The organism is Streptomyces genisteinicus (assembly GCF_014489615.1).
In the GTDB taxonomy this organism is placed as follows: domain Bacteria; phylum Actinomycetota; class Actinomycetes; order Streptomycetales; family Streptomycetaceae; genus Streptomyces; species Streptomyces genisteinicus.
The window spans coordinates 1,774,904-1,794,160 of the sequence record NZ_CP060825.1; the positions used below are offsets into that span (position 1 = coordinate 1,774,904).

At 74.6% G+C, this 19,257-nt stretch carries 15 protein-coding genes and 1 pseudogene; 10 read left to right on the plus strand and 6 right to left on the minus strand.

What is annotated here, in order from left to right:
• Window positions 1-36: 36 nt before the first annotated feature.
• The 3 genes from IAG43_RS07835 to IAG43_RS07845 are packed head-to-tail and all read left to right on the plus strand — an operon-like array spanning window position 37 to window position 4,960.
• Window positions 37-1,083 carry an AAA family ATPase gene (locus IAG43_RS07835; protein WP_187740034.1) on the plus strand — a complete coding sequence of 349 codons (1,047 nt, stop codon included), beginning with the start codon at window positions 37-39 and terminating at the stop codon, window positions 1,081-1,083.
• Window positions 1,083-2,459, plus strand: coding sequence for a DUF58 domain-containing protein (locus tag IAG43_RS07840; protein WP_187740035.1), 1,377 nt, complete (start codon window positions 1,083-1,085; stop codon window positions 2,457-2,459). The genes IAG43_RS07835 and IAG43_RS07840 overlap by 1 nt, the downstream gene beginning before the upstream one ends.
• A complete protein-coding gene (locus IAG43_RS07845) occupies window positions 2,456-4,960 on the plus strand; it encodes a transglutaminaseTgpA domain-containing protein (protein WP_187740036.1) in 2,505 nt (834 codons plus the stop codon). The genes IAG43_RS07840 and IAG43_RS07845 overlap by 4 nt, the downstream gene beginning before the upstream one ends.
• A 634-nt stretch (window positions 4,961-5,594) precedes the next feature.
• Here IAG43_RS07845 and IAG43_RS07850 read toward each other — a convergent pair.
• The 3 genes from IAG43_RS07850 to IAG43_RS07860 form a co-directional block, all read right to left on the minus strand.
• Complete coding sequence (locus IAG43_RS07850; RefSeq protein ID WP_187740037.1) at window positions 5,595-5,993, minus strand: DUF3040 domain-containing protein; 399 nt, start codon at window positions 5,991-5,993, stop codon at window positions 5,595-5,597.
• 246 nt (window positions 5,994-6,239) lie between these two features.
• Entirely contained in the window at window positions 6,240-7,028 is a 789-nt protein-coding gene (locus IAG43_RS07855; RefSeq protein ID WP_187740038.1) for a methyltransferase, read from the minus strand.
• A gap of 185 nt (window positions 7,029-7,213) precedes the next feature.
• A complete protein-coding gene (locus IAG43_RS07860) occupies window positions 7,214-7,756 on the minus strand; it encodes an SAV_6107 family HEPN domain-containing protein (RefSeq protein WP_187740039.1) in 543 nt (180 codons plus the stop codon).
• Between the two features lie 164 nt (window positions 7,757-7,920).
• Between IAG43_RS07860 and IAG43_RS07865 the strand changes: the two genes are divergently transcribed.
• The 7 genes and pseudogenes from IAG43_RS07865 to IAG43_RS07895 all read left to right on the plus strand — a co-directional run bounded on the left by IAG43_RS07865 (window position 7,921) and on the right by IAG43_RS07895 (window position 16,414).
• Window positions 7,921-8,760 carry a PP2C family protein-serine/threonine phosphatase gene (locus IAG43_RS07865; protein WP_187740040.1) on the plus strand — a complete coding sequence of 280 codons (840 nt, stop codon included), beginning with the start codon at window positions 7,921-7,923 and terminating at the stop codon, window positions 8,758-8,760.
• Between the two features lie 106 nt (window positions 8,761-8,866).
• Window positions 8,867-9,751, plus strand: a pseudogene (locus IAG43_RS07870) (MASE1 domain-containing protein); the annotation flags it as partial.
• A 406-nt stretch (window positions 9,752-10,157) separates the two neighbouring features.
• Complete coding sequence (locus tag IAG43_RS07875; protein ID WP_187740041.1) at window positions 10,158-11,210, plus strand: ATP-binding cassette domain-containing protein; 1,053 nt, start codon at window positions 10,158-10,160, stop codon at window positions 11,208-11,210.
• Window positions 11,182-13,269 (plus strand): YhgE/Pip domain-containing protein, encoded by a 2,088-nt coding sequence (locus tag IAG43_RS07880; RefSeq protein WP_187740042.1) that lies wholly within the window; start codon window positions 11,182-11,184, stop codon window positions 13,267-13,269. Before IAG43_RS07875 ends, IAG43_RS07880 begins: the two co-directional genes overlap by 29 nt.
• Before the next feature lie 29 nt (window positions 13,270-13,298).
• Window positions 13,299-13,913 (plus strand): TetR/AcrR family transcriptional regulator, encoded by a 615-nt coding sequence (locus IAG43_RS07885; RefSeq protein ID WP_187740043.1) that lies wholly within the window; start codon window positions 13,299-13,301, stop codon window positions 13,911-13,913.
• Window positions 13,914-14,270: 357 nt separating this feature from the next.
• The gene (locus tag IAG43_RS07890; RefSeq protein ID WP_187740044.1) at window positions 14,271-14,891 is read left to right on the plus strand and encodes a DUF4126 domain-containing protein; all 621 of its coding nucleotides are present in this window, start codon (window positions 14,271-14,273) and stop codon (window positions 14,889-14,891) included.
• A 29-nt stretch (window positions 14,892-14,920) separates the two neighbouring features.
• Window positions 14,921-16,414, plus strand: a complete 1,494-nt coding sequence (locus IAG43_RS07895) for a phytoene desaturase family protein (RefSeq protein ID WP_187740045.1) — start codon at window positions 14,921-14,923, stop codon at window positions 16,412-16,414.
• 163 nt (window positions 16,415-16,577) lie between these two features.
• Here IAG43_RS07895 and IAG43_RS07900 read toward each other — a convergent pair whose 3' ends face one another.
• The 3 genes from IAG43_RS07900 to thiE form a co-directional block, all read right to left on the minus strand.
• Window positions 16,578-17,483 carry a hypothetical protein gene (locus IAG43_RS07900; RefSeq protein ID WP_187740046.1) on the minus strand — a complete coding sequence of 302 codons (906 nt, stop codon included), beginning with the start codon at window positions 17,481-17,483 and terminating at the stop codon, window positions 16,578-16,580.
• Between the two features lie 52 nt (window positions 17,484-17,535).
• Complete coding sequence (gene metF, locus IAG43_RS07905; protein ID WP_187740047.1) at window positions 17,536-18,453, minus strand: methylenetetrahydrofolate reductase [NAD(P)H]; 918 nt, start codon at window positions 18,451-18,453, stop codon at window positions 17,536-17,538.
• A 152-nt stretch (window positions 18,454-18,605) separates the two neighbouring features.
• The gene (thiE, locus tag IAG43_RS07910; protein WP_187740048.1) at window positions 18,606-19,253 is read right to left on the minus strand and encodes a thiamine phosphate synthase; all 648 of its coding nucleotides are present in this window, start codon (window positions 19,251-19,253) and stop codon (window positions 18,606-18,608) included.
• Window positions 19,254-19,257 lie beyond the last annotated feature (4 nt).

Sequence of the window (19,257 nt, forward strand, 5' to 3'; positions counted from 1 at the left end):
GTGCGCAGGCCCAGGAAAGTGGCCGAGGAGGGCCGGGTGACGACCTATGACGATCGAGCGAGCCTCACTGATCTGACATCGACGGCTGAGCGGGTGCGCCGGTCGGTGGAGAGTGTGATCGAGGGCAAGCCTGAGGTCGTACGGCTTTCGCTGACCGTGCTGCTCGCCGAGGGACATCTTCTGATCGAGGATGTCCCCGGCGTCGGCAAGACCATGCTGGCCAAGGCGCTGGCGCGCTCCATCGACTGCACGGTGCGGCGGATCCAGTTCACGCCCGACCTGCTGCCGTCCGACATCACCGGTGTGTCGATCTTCGACCAGCAGCAGCGCGAGTTCGAGTTCAAGCCCGGCGCCGTCTTCGCGCAGATCGTGATCGGCGACGAGATCAACCGCGCCTCGCCGAAGACCCAGTCGGCGCTCCTGGAGTCGATGGAGGAGCGCCAGGTCACCATCGACGGCCACAGCTACGAGCTGCCGGACCCCTTCATGGTGGTCGCCACCCAGAACCCGGTGGAGATGGAGGGCACGTACCCGCTGCCCGAGGCCCAGCGCGACCGCTTCATGGCCCGCGTGTCCATCGGCTACCCGAGCGCGAGCGCCGAGCTCCAGATGCTCGACGTGCACGGGGCGGTCAATCCTCTCGACGACCTCCAGCCCGTCGCCCACGCCCACGACATCGTCAAGCTGATCGAGGCCGTGCGCGGCGTGCACGTCGCCGAGTCGGTGCGCAAGTACGCGGTGGACCTGGTCTCCGCCACCCGCAGCCACCCGGACCTCAGACTCGGCGCGTCCCCCCGGGCCACCCTGCACCTGCTGCGCGCCGCCAAGGCCTCCGCGGCCCTCAGCGGCCGCGAGTACGCCCTGCCGGACGACGTCCAGGCGCTCGCCGTCCAGGTGCTCGCCCACCGGCTGCTCCCCACCGCCCAGGCCCAGCTCAACCGCCTCACCGCCGAGCAGGTCGTCCTGGACATCGTGCAGCGCACCCCGGTGCCCACGACCGGCAGCGCCGACGGCGCGTACGTCCAGGGCCGCACCGGACAGCAGCCGCTCTACGGCCAGCAGCCCGGCGCCCGGCGGCTGTGATGTCCGCCGGACGGCCCAGCGCACCCGCCGGTCCGGAGGGCGACGACAAGGGCGGGGTGCGGGCGGCGCTGTCCGGCCTCACCACCCGCGGACGCTCCTTCCTGGCCGCCGGCGTCGCCGCCGCCGCCTGCGCGTACGCGCTCGGGCAGGGCGATCTGCTGCGGGTCGGGCTGCTGCTCGCGGTGCTGCCCCTGATCTGCGTCACCGTGCTCTACCGCACCCGCTACCGGGTCGCGGCCAGCAGACGGCTGTCCCCCGGGCGGGTGCCCGCGGGCGCCGAGGCGCGGGTCCACCTGCGCATGGACAACATCTCGCGGATGCCCACCGGCCTGCTGATGCTCCAGGACCACGTGCCCTACGTGCTCGGCCCCCGCCCCCGGTTCGTGCTGGACCGGGTCGAGGCGGGCGGACGGCGCGAGGTCTCCTACCGGGTCCGTTCGGATCTGCGGGGCCGTTATCCGCTGGGCCCGCTCCAGCTGCGTCTGAGCGACCCGTTCGGCATGTGCGAACTGACGCGCTCCTTCAGCGCCTTCGACCTGCTCACCGTCGTCCCGCGGACGGAGCCGCTGCCGCCCGTGCGGCTGGCCGGCGAGGCCTCGGGGTACGGCGACGGCCTGCGGCGCTCCCTCGCGCTGGCCGGCGACGACGACATCATTCCGCGCGCCTACCGGTACGGAGACGACCTGCGCCGGGTGCACTGGCGCTCCACGGCCCGCCACGGCGAGCTCATGGTCCGCCGCGAGGAGCAGCCGCAGCGGGCCGGCTGCACGGTCCTGCTGGACACCCGGCGCACCGGCTACCAGGGCGGCGGCCCGGACTCGGCGTTCGAGTGGGCGGTGTCCGGCGCGGCCTCCGCCCTGGTGCACCTGCTGGAGCGCGGCTTCTCGGTGCGGCTGCTGACCGACACCGGGACGTCCGTGCCCGGCGAGGGGGCCGACGGCTACGCCGGCTCCTCCCAGGACTCGGCCGACTCCGCCGGTCTGATGATGGACACCCTGGCGGTCGTCGAGCACTCCGACGGGGCCGGCCTGTCCCGGGCCCACGACGCGCTGAGCGGCGGCGGCGAGGGCCTGCTGGTCGCCTTCTTCGGCGACCTCGACCAGGATCAGGCGGCGCTGGCGGCCCGGATGCGCCAGCGCACCGGTTCCGCGGTGGCCTTCCTGATGGACTGGGAGGCTCCGCGCGCGGAGCCCGGTGCGGCCGCGGGCGCGGTGTCGCCCTCGGTCGAGGAGCGGCTCCGGCAGCTGCGGGAGGCGGGCTGGACGGCGCTGCCCGTGCGGCCCGGTGCCGCGCTCGGCGACCTGTGGCAGCAGGCGGGCCAGGAACGCAGCCGGGCGTCCGACGGTTCCGGCGGATACACGGGGGGTTGGTCATGAGCGGTCGTGCGAGGCTCGCCCTCTGCGCCTACGCCGCGACACTGCTGGCGGCGGGCGCCCTGCTGCCGCTGGTCGGCGAGTCCGGGTGGATGATCCAGGCCGCGGTCCTGCTGGCGCTCCAGAGCGGCGCCGGCGCGCTGGCCCGGCGCGTGCCGCTGGCCAGACCGCTGACGATCGCACTGCAGGCCGTGGTGACGCTGCTGGCCGTGACGGTCCTGTTCGTGCGCGACTCCGCCGTGCTCTGGCTGCTGCCCGGCCCCGACGCATTCGCCCACTTCGGGGAGCTGTTCTCCGCGGGGTACGACGACGTCAGCCGCTACGCCATCCCCGCTCCGGCGACGGACGGCATCCGGCTGATGCTCGTCGGCGGTGTGCTGGTGGTCGGCCTGGTGGTCGACGCCCTCGCGGTCACCTACCGGAGCGCGGCCCCCGCGGGGCTGCCGCTGCTCGCCCTCTACACGGTCGCCGCGGGCCTCTCCGACGGCGGGGCGAACTGGCTCTGGTTCGTGCTGGCCGCCGTCGGCTACCTGCTGCTCCTGCTCGCCGAGGGCCGCGACCGGCTCTCCCAGTGGGGGCGGGTCTTCGGCGGCGCGCCACGCGGCCGCGGACGGCAGAACGGAGGGCTGGAAGCGAGCGCCCCCGCGCACGCACCGGTCCGCACCGGCCGCCGGATCGGCGTGGTCGCGCTCGGCGTCTCGCTGGTGGTGCCGGCCGTGCTGCCCGCCCTGGACGGCGGGCTGTTCGACGGCACGGGCGGCGGAGCGGGCCGGGGATCGGGCGGCGGCGGCACGATCTCCGCCGTCAACCCCCTGGTCTCCCTCCAGGACAGCCTCAACCAGCCGACCAACCGCGAGGTGCTCCGCTACCGCACCAACGCGCCCGACACCAAGGGCATGTACCTGCGGATCGTCGCTCTCGACCGCTTCGACGGCACCTCCTGGCGCTCCTCCGAGCGCAAGGTGGAGAACGTGCCGGACCGGCTCCCGGAGCCGTCCGGGCTGAGCCCGGCGGTCGCCGTCACCGAGGTGCGGACCAACCTCTCCGCGGCCGGCTCGTACAAGCAGAGCTGGCTGCCGATGCCCTATCCGGCGACGAAGGTGACCATCGACGGCCGGTGGCGCTACGAGCCCTCGGGCCGGACGCTGGTGGGCGACCGGGGACAGACGACGAGCGGTGTCCAGTACTCGGTCAACAGCCTGGTGGTCCGCCCGACCCGGGAGCAGCTGGCCGACGCCCTGGCGCCGCCGTCGGAGCTGAAGGCCGAGTACACACAGGTGCCGGACTCCCTGCCGGAGTCGGTCGCCCGGACGGCCCGGACGATCACCGAGGGGGCGGCGAACGACTTCGAGCGGGCGACCAGACTCCAGCAGTGGTTCGCCGAGGACGGCGGGTTCACCTACAACACGCAGGTCCGTTCGGGCACGGGCGCGGCGGCGATCACCCGCTTCCTGGAGCAGAAGGAGGGCTTCTGCGTCCACTTCTCCTTCTCGATGGCGGCCATGGCGCGCACGCTCGGCATCCCGGCGCGGGTCGCGGTGGGCTTCACGCCGGGCACCCCGCAGTCCGACGGCACCATGTCGGTCGGACTGCGTGACGCCCACGCCTGGCCCGAGCTGTACTTCGACGGCATCGGCTGGACCCGCTTCGAGCCGACACCGAGCCGGGGCAGCACGCCGGAGTACGCGCAGGAGGAGACTCCGGAGGGCGGCGCGAGCGACCCGGCGCAGCCGGAGACCGGTGCCAGCGCCCAGCCGTCCCGTGCGCCCACCGCACCCGACGCCTGCCCCGAGCCCGAACGGCGGCTGGGCGAGTGCGGGGCGGCGACGCCGCGCGAGGTGGACGAGCAGGAGGAGCAGGGCTTCCCCTGGGCCACGGTGCTCTTCACCGGTCTCGGCGCACTCGCGGTCCTGCTGGTGCTGCTGCTGCCGCTGCTGTGGCGGATCGCGGCGCGCGGCCGGCGGCTCGGCGCCCCGAAGTCCGCCGCGCCGCCGGCCGGTCCGGGGAAGCCCGGGGCGGCTCCGCAGGAGGCGGACGGCCGCGGGCAGATCACGGGCCCGGCCGCACCGGCCGGGGACCCGGCGGGCACCCTCGCCGTCTGGCAGGAGATCACCGACACCGCCTGGGACCTCGGCATCGTGCCCGACGAGTCGCTGACCCCTCGCAGGGCCGCGGCACGCCTGGTGTCGGAGGGCGGCCTGTCGGACGAGCCCGCGGCCGCCGTGCACCGCACGGCCCGTGCGGTGGAGGAGGTGCTGTACGCGCCGGACCCCCGGCCGGCCACGGGGCTGGCGGAGGACGCGCGGCTGATCCGGTCCGGGTTGCGCGAGCAGGTGAGCACCTGGGTACGGCTGCGTGCCCTGCTTCTGCCGCGTTCGTCCGTTCGGGTGATCTGGGCGTGCTCGGAGCGCTGGTCGGAGCTCACCGACCGCTGGTCGCCCCGGCGTCTCCCGCTCGACCGGATCACCTCGCTCCTGCGCCGTCCGTCCCGCCAGCGCGGCTGATCCACCGCCGCAGGCCGGTGTGCCCCGCTCCTCCACGGGAGCGGGGCACACCCGTCCGCGGGCTCCGGTGCGGAGGTGCGGGGGTCTCCGCGCGGGGCCCTGGGCCGTACGGGGTTCCCGGGGCCGTACGGGGTTCCCGGGGCCGTACGGGGTTCCCGGCGGGCCCTGGGCCGGTCGGCCCGAGGGGCCCGAGGGCCGAGTGGGTTCCCGGCGGGGCCGGGCGGACGGTCCGCGGCGGTGGAACGGACGGTTGCCCGGCCGGTCAAGGACCCGTGGAACGGACGGTTCCGCGAGGCCCGGGGCCGGGCGGGGCACCGGGAGAGCTCCATGGCGGGGCCGGCGGGGCCGGGCAGGAACCCAGCCGCCACGGGGCGGGCCGGACGGCTCCCCCGGGGACGGGCCCGAGCCCTGGCGGGCGGCCTCCCCCGGCAGCGACCGCGCCCGGAACCGGGCCACGGGCCGGCACCCTCTGCCCATGCCGCCCTCCCCAGCGGGGCGCCGACCGCGGGGTGCGTGTCCCGCAGGCGGTCACACGCATGGCTGAGGGGCGACGCGCTCGCGTCGCCCCTCAGCCATAAGTACAAGCGTCAACCGACGCGTTGCCGGGTCCGCCGCACACGGCGGCGGACACGGATCACTGGCCCTGCTGCTCGTCGCGGCGGCGCTGCCACCGCTGCTCGATCCGGTTCATCATCGACCTGCGCTGATGATGCTGTCGGCCACCCGCGGCCGGCGCACCCGAGGTCTGCTGCTCACCTGGTTTGGGAGCCTTGCGCCAGCCGGTGACCGCCAGCACCGCGCAGCCGAGCATCACGAGGAAGCCCACCACGCTGATCCAGATCTGCTGCGCGACCATTCCGGCCATGAGGAGCGCGATACCCACAAGGAAGCCTGCGACTGCCTGGTAGACCCGTCGCCGGGTGTACGTACGCAGCCCGCTTCCCTCGAGCGCTGTAGCGAACTTGGGATCTTCGGCGTACAGCGCTCGCTCCATCTGCTCGAGCATGCGCTGCTCGTGCTCCGAGAGCGGCACGGAGTCCTCCTCCTCGTCGGTCGCGGGGGCGACCGGTATGCGGCCCTTTCAGGATAGGCAGGGATTCGCCCCCGTGAAACCCGCCTCTCGCCCAACGCCAGTCCGGGCCGCCATGCCGATCGAAGTCCTGAGGCGTTGATTCCCCATCCTCCGATACGTCATGCCGGACGGTGTCCCCCGATCATACGTGGCGAACTCCACGATCGGGGGGTCTGTGGCGTACTCCATCTGCGGCTGCGTAGCTGATCAGGCGCGCTTCTCGCCGAGGACGTGAAGCTGGGTGGCGACGGAGTGGAAGGCCGCGAGTTCGGCGGCGGCGGCCTCCAGCTTCAGCAGGGCCTCCAGCGCACCCGGCTCCGTGTCGACGAGGACGCCCGGGACGAGGTCGGCGAAGACCCGTACGCCGTGCACGGCGGAGACCTCCGCGCCCGCTCCGGTGACCAGTCCGGTGAGCTGGTCGGCGGTGAAGCGCCGCGGCACGGGGTCGCCCGCGCCCCAGCGTCCGTCCGGGTCGCCCAGGGCCTGGCGGGCCTCGCCGAAGTGGCCGGCCAGGGCGCGGGCGATCACGGCGCCGCCGAGTCCGGCCGCGAGCAGGCTGAGGGCGCCGCCGGGGCGTAGCGCCTCGACGGCCTTGCGGAGGCCGTCGGCCGGGTCGTCGACGTACTCCAGGACTCCGTGGCAGAGCACCGCGTCGTACCCGGCCCGGTCGACCACGTCGAAGAGGCCGCTGACGTCGCCCTGCACGCCGCGGACCCGGTCGGCGACGCCGGCCTCGGCGGCGCGGCGCTCCAGTGCGAAGAGGGCGTTCGGGCTGGGGTCGACGACGGTGACCCGGTGGCCGAGCCCGGCCAGGGGAACCGCGAAGTTGCCCGTGCCGCCGCCGGTGTCGAGCACGTCCAGGCGGTCCGTCCCGGCGGCCTTGACCCGCCGGTCGAGGGCCTCCTGGAGAACCTCCCAGACCACGGAGGTGCGCAGGGACGCGCGGGAGGGGCGCGGTGGGGTCTCCCCACCGGAGGCAGGAGATGGGTCCGGCACGGCAGTTGGCTCCTCGGGCGGTACGTCGATGTGCTGGCGATCTGCCGCCCACCCTATTGCCTCGGTGCGCCGCGCCTCCGTGCACCCGGCCCGTGCCCTCCCCCCGCTCCCGGGCGCCGGCGCCCGGGCTCCCGGCGCGGCCGGGCGGCGGACCGGACCGCCCTCCCGCCGGCCGCCCGGCCCCATCAGCCGCCGGTGCCCTCGCCCCCGGCGTCGGGCCGGTCCTGCCGCGGGCGGGGTAGGACCGGCTGGAGCACGAGCAGCCGCTCGACGATGCGCAGGAACATCGCCGCGTCCCGCAGCAGGTCGTCGGCGTCCCGCGGGCTCGCGGCGCCGCGGATGCCCGCCTCCGCCCTCGCCCGCCGCTCCGCGCCGGCGGCGAAGAGCAGGCTCCACTCGTCGAGTTCGGGTGCGATCTCCGGCAGGACCTCCCAGGCGCTGCGTATGCGCTGCCGTCGCCGGGCACTGGTCTCGGGCCGGCCGCGCGCCGCCAGTACCGCCGCCGCCGTGCGCAGGGCCGCGAGGTGGGCGATGGCGTACCGCTCGTTGGGGGTGGGGAGGGACGCGGCCTCGTCCAGACCGGACCGGGCCTGGGCGAGCAGGTCGAGTGCGGCAGGCGGGGCCGACTCCCGGCGCAGGACCGGGTGGACGTCACGCGCCGGTCCGGTCGATGAGGGGGCAGGGCCGGTGGCGCGGCGCCGCGCCGAGGCGGCGAAGTGGCTGGCCATGACGAGCCTCCTGTCGTCGTGTGACGGCACTGTGGCCGTGTGCATCCATGGTGTCGCCCACCACTGACAATCGCCCTGACCTGCACCTTTTCGCCCTTCTCCCTGTGGGGGGGGACACAGGTCGCGGCTAGGGTGAAGAAGGGTCGAAAACACCGGAGCCGACCATGCGTGGAGAACACCCCGACCCGCCCGGGAGTGCCCAGCAACTCCTCGTCACCCTCGGGCAGCTCGTCGACCAGGCCCTGGAGCGGATCAAGTACCAGCGGGCCCGGGTGGAGCTCGCGATGGCGCTCCAGCGGCACATGCTTCCGCCGGGGCTGCCGGAGCTGCCGGGGCTGCGCATCGCCGCGCGCTACACCCCCGCCCGGGACGGGCTGGACGTCGGCGGCGACTGGTACGACGCCTTCGTCATGGCCGACGGGTCGCTGGCGCTCGCGATCGGGGACGTCCAGGGCCACGACGTCGAGGCCATCGCGTTCATGGGCCAGGTGCGCACGAGTCTGCGGGCCGTCGCGGGCACCACCGCGGACACCCGGGAGGTGCTGGCACGCGCCAACGACCTGCTGATCTCGATGGGCTGCGGGCTCTTCGCGACCTGCTGCTTCCTGCGGTTCGACCCGGTCAGCCGGGATCTGACCGTCTCCCGCGCCGGCCATGTGCCGATGGTCTGGGCGACGGCGAGCGGCCGCACCGGTGTGGCGCTCGACCTCGGGGGCGCGCCGCTCGGGATCATGCCCGGCGAGAAGTACCCGGTGACCCGTCGGCGGCTGACCGAGGGCGGAGTGCTGGTGCTGCTGACGGACGGGGTGGTCGAGGGCCCCCACTACCCGATCGAGTCCGGTCTCGCGGAGGTGGTGCGGCTCGTGGAGGCCGGACGCGAGGGCGATCCCGGTGTGCTGGCGTCGGCGATCGTGCGGGTGGCGGACCTGACCGGGCACCGGGACGACGCCGCCGTGCTGGTGGTGCGCTACGACGGGCCGGATGCCGATGCCCTCGCACCGTGACGTGCCGCGCCGACGGTCCGCGGCGGCTGGGCTCCGTTCGCCCGCCGGCCGGGCGGGCGGCGGCGCCTCGCGCGGCCTCGGTGCCGCCCTGCTGCGGATCGCCGTGATGGCGTCCCTCTACTACGGGGCGGCCGAACTGGGCCTGCTGCAGCAACTGGTGCGCGGCCAGGTCACCCCGCTGTGGCCGCCGACCGGTGTGGCGCTGGCGGGTCTGCTGGTCGTGGGGCTGCCGGTGTGGCCCGGGATCGCCCTGGGCGCGTTCCTCGCCAACGTCGCGCTCGGCCCCTCGGTCCCGGCGGTCCTGCTGATCGCCGCCGGCAACACGCTCGCCCCCGTCTGCGCGTTCCTGCTGCTGCGCAGGGCGGGCTTCCGGACGGAGCTGGACCGGCTGCGGGACGTGCCCGCCCTGGTCTTCCTCGGCGCGCTCTGCGGGATGCTCGTCAGCGCCACGGTCGGCTCGGCGGTGCTGCTGGCCTCGGGGGCGATCGAGGGCGGCGACTTCTGGCCCACCTGGTCGGTGTGGTGGACCGGGGACGCGATGGGCGTGCTGGTGGTGACCCCGTTCCTGCTGGTGCTCCGGAGGATCAGGCGTCCGGCCGGTGTGCGGTGGGAGCGATGGGCGGAGGCCGCCGTGCTGGCGGCGGCCACCGTGGCCGTGACCCATCTGGCGACCCGTACGTCGAACGCGTCGCTGCTGTTCCTGGTCTTCCCCTTCCTGATCTGGGCGGCCTACCGGTTCCGCCAGCCGGGCGCCGCGATGTGCACGCTGGCGGTCTCGACGCTGGCCATCCTCGCCGCGGCGGGCGGGAGCGGGCCGTTCGCCGGGCACGACCTGTTCACCAACATGGTGACCCTCCAGGCCTTCAACGGGACGGCCGCGCTGACCGCTCTGCTGCTGGCCGCCGTGGTCACCGAGCGGGACGAGACCCACCGGGAGATCGGGCGGCTGTGCACCCGGCTCGCGGACGTGGTCGCCCAGATCGAGCCCCGGCCGGGGACGGCCGGTCCGCAGGACGCCGTGCGCGACGTGTACGGCGGTGACGCGGGCGATGCCGTGATGTTCTCGGCGCAGACGCCCCCGGCCCCGGCACCGGACCCGGACGCCGGCACCCCGGAAGACGGAGACGCCCCCGGCCGGGGCGCGGAGGTGCAGGGCGCAGCCGGCCGGGGCGCGTACGAGGAGGCCGCGGACGCGGGTGGCGCGGAGCTCCCGGGCGAGGACGGCGGTCGCCGGAGCGGCTGAGCCGAACGGCCGCCACGGGCCGTCGGCGCCGGGGGCGCGGCCGGATCCGGCCCGGTGCCGTGGACCCGCTTTGCGCGCGGAGACTACTCAGGGGTAGCTTCTGTACTGACCAGTCAGTTCAAAGACAGTCGGTGCGGAAACGGGGGTGGATGCCGTGGAGGACGTCCGGGGAGCGGCCGTCACGGCCGAGGGGCTGGGGCTCGAAGGGCCCCGGGGATGGGCCTTCCGGTCGGTGGACCTCGATGTCCCGGCGGGCACGCTGGTGGCGGTGGAGGGCCCCTCGGGCTCCGGACGCACCTGCCTGCTGCTGGCCCTCACCGGCCGGATGCGCACCACCGAGGGCAGCGCCCGGGTGGCCGGACTGGCGCTGCCGCGCAGGATGGCGGCGGTCCGCGGGATCAGTGCGCTCGGTCCCGTGCCGGGAGTCAGCGAACTCGACCCCGCGCTCACCGTGGCCGAGCACCTGAGGGAACGCGCCCTGCTCCAGCGGCGGTTCGGCGGTCCGTTCCGCTCCTTGCTCCACCCGCGCGCCACCCGCGCCGAGGCGAGGGAGCGGGTCGACCGGGCACTGGAGGCGGCCGGCCTCGACCTCGACGGCCTGCCCAAGCGGGAACGCACGGCGGTGCGCGACCTGGAACGGCTGGAGTCCCTCCGGCTGTCCGTGGCCCTGGCGCTGGTGGGCCGGCCGCTGCTGCTGGCGGTCGACGACACGGATCTCAAGCTCTCGGACGCGGAGCGCGCGCAGGCGTGGGAGCTGCTGCGCTCGGTCGCGGCCTCGGGCACCACCGTGCTCGCCGTGTGCAGCCAGGCCCCCGAGGGCGTCGGGGCGGTGGTCGTCCGCACCTCCGGCGCGACCGCCGCGCAGACCACCGGTGCCGGCGGGAACGGGGGGCCCGCCGGCACCGGTACACCTGACCCCGCCACCGGCACCGCGGCCGGCACCGCGGCCGGCACCGCGGCCGGTCCGGAGGGCACCGCCCCCGGCAGCCCGGCCCACGACCGGACCGCCCCGGACGACGAACCGACCACCCCGGACCACGACCGGACCACACGGGACGAGGAACAGACCCTCGTGGACGGAGTACCGACCGCCCCGGACCGCGGCGCGACCGCGCCCCGGGACGCCGGCGGGCAGGCCGGCGGCGACCAGCAGGACACGACCGAGGAGGGGGCGGCCGATGCGCTCGCCGAAACTGGCCGCGCTTGAGCTGAAGCGTTTCGGCAGGGGCAGGCTGCCCCGCGCCGCGCTGGTGGCGGTCCTGCTGCTGCCGCTGCTCTACGGAGCGCTCTACCTGTGGTCGTTCTGGGACCCGTACGGCCGGCTCGACCGGATACCCGTCGCCCTCGTCAACGACGACCGGGGCGCGACCGCCGACGGCCGTGCCCTCCGCGCGGGCGACGAGATCACCAAGGGCCTGCACGACAGCGAGGTCTTCGAGTGGCACGAGGTCGGCGCCGCCGAGGCCCGCGAGGGCGTGGAGGACGGGACGTACTACCTCTCGCTGACCCTGCCGGCGGACTTCAGCCGCCGGATCGCCTCCAGCGCGGGCGACAGCCCGGAGACCGGGGCCCTCCAGGTGCGGACGAACGACGCGAACAACTACATCGTCGGCCAGATATCCCGCACCGTGTTCTCCGAGGTGCGCACGGCGGCGTCGACCAACGCCTCGCGCGGCTTCCTCGACCGCATCTTCATCTCCTTCTCCGACATCCACGACGCCACCGCCGAGGCCGCGAAGGGCGCGGCCGACCTGAAGGACGGTGTCGGCAGGGCGAAGAAGGGCTCGCAGGACCTCGCGGACGGGCTGAAGGACGCCAAGTCGGGCAGCGGCCGGCTCGCCGCCGGCCTGGGGCGCCTGGACAAGGGCGCCGCCGAGCTGGAGACCGGCTCCCGCCAGGTCGCGGCGGGCACCCAGCAGCTCGCGGACAAGGTCAACGGCGTCGCCGACCAGGTCCGCCCGTACCTGAAGGACAACGGACAGGCGATCGGCGACACCGCGCGGCTGGTGGCCGACTCCTCCCGGGCCGTGCGCCACAACCTCGACATCCTGGTGAAGACCGCCCCGGGCAGCGCCGTGCTCGCCCACAAGTCGGCGGACGAGCTGAGCGCGATGCACCGGACCCGGTGCGAGGAGAACGTGCTGCCGGACCCGTCGTTCTGCCCCGCGCTGAAGCGGGCCGAGACCACGGCCCGGGACGTCGCGGCGGTCGCCGACGACGTCAGCGCCCTGGTCGCGAACAGCAAGGGCGATCTGAAGACCCTCGACGGGCACCTGAGGAAGCTGGAGAAGCAGGCCGGCGATCTCGCGAAGCGCGCCCCCCGGCTCGACGAGGACCTGGAGTACGCCGTCGGCAAGATCAACGAACTCAACACCGGCGCCCGCAAGGTGGCCGGCGGCGCCGACACCCTGCACACCGGGCTCAGCACCGCCAGGACCGGCTCGACGGACCTGGACAGCGGGGTCGGCCGGCTGAAGAAGGGGGCGGGCGACCTGAACGGCGGCCTCTTCCGGCTGGCGGGCGGCTCCGAGGAACTGGCGGGCGGACTCGGCGACGGCGTCGGGAAGATCCCCGACTACGGCAAGGAGGACCGCGACCGGCGCACCGAGGTGATGGCCGACCCCGTGCAGCTCGCGGCGCGGTCCCTGCACGAGGCCCCCAACTACGGCACCGGGTTCGCCCCGTACTTCATCCCGCTCTCGCTGTGGGTGGGGGCGATGGTGGCCTACATGATCATCCAGCCGCTGAACCGGCGGGCCCTCGCCGCGGGCGCCTCCGCCTGGCGGATCGCGCTCGCCGGATGGCTGCCGGTCGCGGCCGTCGGCGTGCTCCAGGTCGCCGTCCTGATGGCGGTGCTCCACTGGGGTCTGGGCCTGCGGGCCGCGCGGACGGCCGGGACGGTGGCCTTCCTGGCACTGGTCACCTGCTGCTTCACCGCGATCGTCCAGTGGCTGGGCGCCCGGTTCGGGGCGGCCGGACGCATCCTGGTGCTCGCCGCGCTGATGCTCCAGCTCACCTCCGCGGGCGGAACCTATCCGGTGCAGACGAGCCCGGCGTTCTTCCAGGCGATCCACCCGTTCCTGCCGATGAGTTACGTGGTGGAGGCGCTGCGGAGGCTGATCACGGGAGGCGGGCTCGGCCCGGTCTGGCAGGCGGTGGCGGTGCTGGCCGCCTTCACCGCGGCCGCCCTCGCCCTGACGGCCCTGTCGGCCCGCCGCCGGCAGGTGTGGACACTGGACCGGCTCCACCCGGAGCTGAGCCTGTGAGCACGGCGCGACCTGTGAGAATCGACCTCATGGACAGCAGCAGCACCAGACGCCGGGCGACCCGCGCCAAGCTCTACGAGGCCGCGGTGACCCTCATCGCCGAGCAGGGGTTCTCCGCGACCACGGTGGACGAGATCGCGGAGCGCGCCGGGGTCGCCAAGGGCACGGTCTACTACAACTTCAAGAGCAAGACGGAGCTGTTCGAGGAGTTGCTCCGGCACGGGGTAGGGCTGCTGACCACCTCCCTGCAAGAGGCGGCCGACGAGGCGTCCGGGCGCGGCGGCACCGCGGTCGAGGCGCTGGACGGGATGATCCGCGCGGGTCTGGTCTTCATCGACCGGTATCCGGCGTTCACCCAGCTCTACGTGGCCGAGCTGTGGCGCACCAACCGGGCCTGGCAGTCGACGCTGCTGGTGGTCCGGCAGGAGGCCGTGGCCGTCGTGGAGGCGGTGCTGCGCGAGGGCGTCGGGTCGGGTGAGCTGAGCGAGGAGATCGACATCCCGCTGACCGCCGCCGCCCTGGTCGGCATGGTGCTGGTGGCCGCCCTGGACTGGCAGGCGTTCCAGCGGGAGCGGTCGCTGGAGGACGTGCACGGGGCCCTGTCGCTGCTGCTGCACGGCCGGGTGAGCGGGCGGCGCGACTGACGCGCCGCGGCGGGGCGGCACCACGCGCAGGGGCCCGGACCGGTCGTCGACCGCTCCGGGCCCTGTGCGCACCCCGTTGCCCCCGTGTTCCCCCTGGTCCGAAGAGCCCGGTCCCCCGTTGTTCCCCCGTGGTCGTGGGCTCTCCGGCCGTTCTCCCCGTCACGGCCGGGGTGCGCTCCGCTCCGGCGCCCCGTGCCGCCGGTTCCGGAGCCGCGCCCCTTCCGTGCCCCACACTCTTCCGTCCGCGCAGGTCGCGGCCCATCCGCACCCCTACTCATCCGCGGCCTGGGTACGGATACTCAGGCATCCGTACCGGTCCCCACCCGGCGCGCGCCGCCACTGGCTACGATCGCGTCCGTGTCCGTACTCCCCCTCGTCTTCACCAGCGGCTGGGCCAGCGGGATCAACGCCTACGCGGTGGTCCTGCTCCTCGGCGTCTTCGGCGCCACCGGGATCAGCGACGAAGTGCCCGAGGCACTGCAGCGCACCGACGTCCTGATCGCCGCGGCCGTGCTCTTCCTGTGCGAGGCGGTGGCGGACAAGATTCCGTACGTCGACTCGATATGGGACTCCGTCCACACCGTGATCAGGCCGGTCACGGGTGCCGTCGTGGCCGCGCTGATCGCCGGGCAGAGCGGATCGCTGCCGGAGCTGGCGGCCGGGGCGGTGGGCGGTTCCACGGCGCTCGTCAGCCACCTGGTGAAGGCCGGCACCAGGATGGCGGTCAACACCTCTCCCGAACCGCTCAGCAACATCGGCGTCAGCCTCGCCGAGGACCTGGGGGTGGCCGGGCTCATCACCTTCGCCATGTTCCATCCGGTGGCCGCCGCGGTGATCGCGGCCTGCCTGCTGCTGGCCGGCGTCGTGACGGTGGTGTTCCTGGCGTCCAGGATCCGGCGGTTCCTGCGGCGCCGGGCCCAGCGCAGGGAGGAGAGACGGCTGGCCGGCGAAGGCGTCCGCCACGGGCCGCGGCGATGAGCCCGGGCCCCTGTCGGTAGGGTCGGCGCATGGCACGGATTGCGGTGATCGGCGCGGGGATGGGCGCCATGGCGACGGCCGCCCGGCTCGCCACGGCGGGCCACCGGGTGACGGTGTACGAGCGCACGAAGACCCACGGCGGCTCGGTGGGCGGCTTCACCCGCGAGGGCTTCGGCTTCGACACCGGACCCGGCCTCCTCCATCTCCCGGCGGTCTGGCGCGACTTCTTCGTCAAGACCGGCAAGGAGCCGCTGGAGCGCAGCGTCGCACTGACCCAGGTCGACCCGTCGAGCCGGCACGTGTTCGCCGACGGCACCGCCGTCGGCCTGCCCAACGCCTCCCGCGGCGGCGTCGTCTCCGCGCTGGACACCGCACTGGGCGCCGGATCGGGCGAGCGCTGGGGCGAGTTCCTGGGCCGGGCCCGCGAGACGTGGGAGCGGGTGCGGCGCCCGCTGCTGGAGGAACCGCAGCCGGCCTCCGGCGCGCTGCCCCACGACGACCCGTATCCGGCCCTGCGCCGGGGCCTGTTGCGCCGTGGCGCCCGGACGCTCGCCGAGATCGGCGAGCGCGAGCTCCGCGACCCCCGCCTCGCCGCGCTCCTCGCGTCCTACGCCACGGTGTACGGGCTCGATCCGCGGACCGCTCCCGCGTCGGCGGCCGTCCTGCCCTACATGGAGCAGACGTTCGGCTCCTGGTACGTGGCGGGCGGTGTGCGGGCCCTCGCCGACGCCGTCCACGCCAGGTGCCTGGCGCGCGGAGTCCGCTTCGTCTTCGGCAGTCCGGTGACGGGGGTCGTGACGCGAGACGGCCGGGTGACCGGCGTCGAGACCGGCGCGGAGGGCACGGTGGAGGCCGACGCCGTCGTCTCCGGCGCCCCGGTCCCCTCGCTGTACGAGGAGCATGTCGTCGGCTGGGAACGGCAGGAGGAGTGGCCGCACTGGCAGTCGCCGGTGCGCACGGGCCGGGTGACCGTGATGCTCGCGCTGAGCGGCGGCCGCCCGGCGGACGCGGCGCACCGCACGGTGGTGCACCCGGCCGGCACGAGCGCGGAATGGGCCGCCCTCGCGGCCGGCGGGGTCGCGGAGCGGCCCACGGTGACCGTGCTGCGGCCGGACGATCCGCTGCTGCGGCCCGACGACGGCCATGAGCCGGTCACCCTGACGGCGACCGTTCCCGCCGTCCTCGCCGATGCCTCCTGGGAGACGGCCGGTCCGCGGGTGGCGGACCTGATGGTGGCGGCGGCGGAGGCGGCCGTCCCCGGCCTGCGGGAGCGGATCCTCTGGCGCGAGGTGCGCACACCGGACGACATCCGCGCCGCCACGGGGTCGGCGTCCGTCCCGCCGCCCGCCCTGGCGGGCGCCGCGGGCGCCCTGCTGCCGGCCGCCAACACCTCGCCGCTGCCCGGTCTCTACTTCGCCGGCGGCTGGGCCCACCCGGGCGGCGGGCTGGCGCACGCGGGCATGTCGGGGGCGCTGGTGTCCGGTCTGATCGTCGAGGGAGCGGGCTTCCGCGGCTCGCAGTGAGCGGCCGGGCCGCCCCGGTGCTCCCCGGCCCGCCGGTCCGTCCGGGCCGCGGCCGGTCCCGGCGGCCCGGGGCACGGGCGGCCGGAGGTACCGCGCGGGCGGCTCGCCCGGCCGCGGGAGCCCGGCCCGCCGTTTCCCGGACGTGTCCGGGAAACGGGCCGTCTCAGTAGCGGTACTGCTGCTGCTCGTCGTAGTCGGGGTCGTAGCCGTACGGGGACGGCTGCCCCTGCGGCATCGGGGGCGCGCCCTGGCCGTTGTCCCGCTGCTGCGGCACCCACACGCCGCCCGGCGGGGTGTCGGTGGAGTGCTGCGCGTAGGGGTCCGCGTAGGCGCCGGGGTCGTAGTAGCCGGTCTGGCCCGCGTACTGCCCTCCCCCGCCCTGCGCGTACGGGTCGTCGTAGGACGGGTACTGCTGCTGCCCTCCGCCGTAGCCGTAGGACGTCTGCCCGGGGTCCTGGTAGCCCGGCTGCTGTCCGCCGCCGTAGTCCCCGTAGTCCCCGTAGGCGTCGTACGCGCCGTACCCGGAGGCGCCCGCCGCGTACGCGTGCCCCTCGTCCCGGCCGCCGTCGTGCTGCCCGCGGCCGTCGCCCCCGCCGTACGCCTGGGGCGAGTAGACGCCGTACTGGCCCGTGTCGTCGGGCATCGGCTCCGGTGCGTAGACCTCGGGGGCATCGGGGACCCGGGGCCCCTCGTCGCGGGCCCGGTGGTCCTGCTCCGGGGGCTGCTCCTGGTCGTAGGAGAGGTCCGTGACCTCCAGCGTGGGCTCGCGCTCCGCCTGCGGGCCGCCGGCCCTGCGGCGCCTGCTGGCACCGGGCTTGCCGCCGATCGCCCAGCCGGTGGAGAAGCCCCTGCGGAACGACAGGGTCACGTACGTCTGCCCCACGGCGAACGCGATGGCGCCCAGGGCGATCACCACCACCGACGGCAGCAGCACGCCTATGACGACGCCGAGGAAGCCTCCGAAGGCGAGGAGCCGCCAGCGCAGCCGCGCCTTGTACTGCAGAAGCACCTCGCCCAGCAGCCACAGCGCGACGATGCCGAACGCGATGTAGAGGACCGTCCAGCCCATGCCCGCCCCTCTCCAGCGGCCGCCGCCCCGGGGCCGGGGCGGAGTCGACCGGTCACGACTGCTCGTGCAGTCCGAGATTCTCGTGGATCTCGAGTGTCGCCGTGGAGTTGTTGAGCGTGATGAAGTGCAGCCCCGGGACACCCTCGGCAAGCAGCCTCGCGCAGAACTCCGTCGCGAACTCGATGCCAATGGAGCGTACAGCGGCCGCGTCGTCCTTGACCGCGAGGATCCTGTCTTTCAGGTCCGCGGGGATCTGCGCGTTGCTCAGCTGCGGGAAGCGTTCGAGCTGCCGGACGCTGGTCAGGGGCATGATCTCGGGGATGATCGGGGTCTCGCAGCCGGCGGCGACGACCCGGTCACGCAGCCGCAGATAGTTGTCGGGGCTGAAGAACATCTGCGTGATCGCGTAGTCGGCGCCCGCGCGGCACTTGTCCACGAAGTGCCGGATGTCCGTGTCCCAGTCGGCCGAGCGCGGGTGCATCTCGGGGAACGCGGCCACGCCCACGCAGAAGTCGCCGGACTCCTTGATGAGCTCGACCAGCTCGGCGGCGTAGGTGACGCCCTCGGGGTGCTTGACCCAGTCGGCCATCGGGTCGCCGGGCGGGTCGCCGCGCACGGCGAGGATGTTCCTGATACCGGCGTCCGCATACTGGCCGATCATGTTCCGCAGTTCGGCCACCGAGTGGCCCACGGCGGTGAGGTGGGCCACCGGGGTGAGCGTGGAGTCGGAGGCGATCTTCTGGGTGGCCTTGACCGTGCCCACACGGGTGGAGCCGCCCGCCCCGTACGTCACGGAGACGAAGTCGGGACCGACCGCCTCGACCCTGCGCAGCGCGTTCCACAGGTTCCGCTCGCCCTTGTCGCTCTTGGGCGAGTAGAACTCGAAGGAATACGTGGTCTCGCCGGTGGCGAGCATGTCGCGCACGGTGCGCGCGCGATCCGTCCTGGTGGAAGCAGTGCCGAGGGCCATAACGGCAGGTTAGCCATGGCACGCGGGTCACCCAACCGGATCAGGGGTTTTTGTCGCGATTCACCCGTCTCTTGTCCACCCTTCGGACACCGCTGAGACATCCGGCGGGGCTCCGGGGCCGCCCGTGGGCGGCGTGCCCGGGCCCCGCGCGGTCACCCCCGGGCCCGGATCCGCCGCGCCAGCTCGGCGCTCACCGCCCCGGGGTCGTCCGCCTCGGTGATCGCCCGGACGACGACGACCCGGCGGGCGCCGGCGTCCAGCACCTCGTCGAGGTTGTCCGCGTCGATGCCGCCGATCGCGAACCACGGCCGGCCGGTGCCGAGCGAGGCGGCGTACCGCACCAGGCCGAGGCCCGGGGCGAAGCGGCCGGGCTTCGTCGGAGTGGGCCAGCAGGGGCCGGTGCAGAAGTAGTCGACGCCCGGCTCGGCGACGGCCCTGTCCACCTCGGCCTCGGCGTGGGTGGAGCGCCCGATGAGCACGCCGTCGCCGAGGATCGACCGTGCGGCGGGCACGGGGAGGTCGCCCTGGCCGAGGTGGAGGACGTCGGAGCCGATGGCGTGGGCGACGTCGGCCCGGTCGTTCACCGCGAGGAGCCGGCCGTGCCGGCGGCAGGCGTCGGCGAAGACCTGAAGGTGCTCCAGCTCCTCCCCCGCCTCCATGCCCTTGTCGCGCAGCTGGACGACGTCCACGCCGGCGGCGAGCACGGCGTCGAGGAAGGCGGGCAGGTCGCCCTGGCGCTTCCGGGCGTCGGTGCAGAGGTACAGGCGGGCGTCGGCGAGCCGGTCACGGGACACGGACATGGGT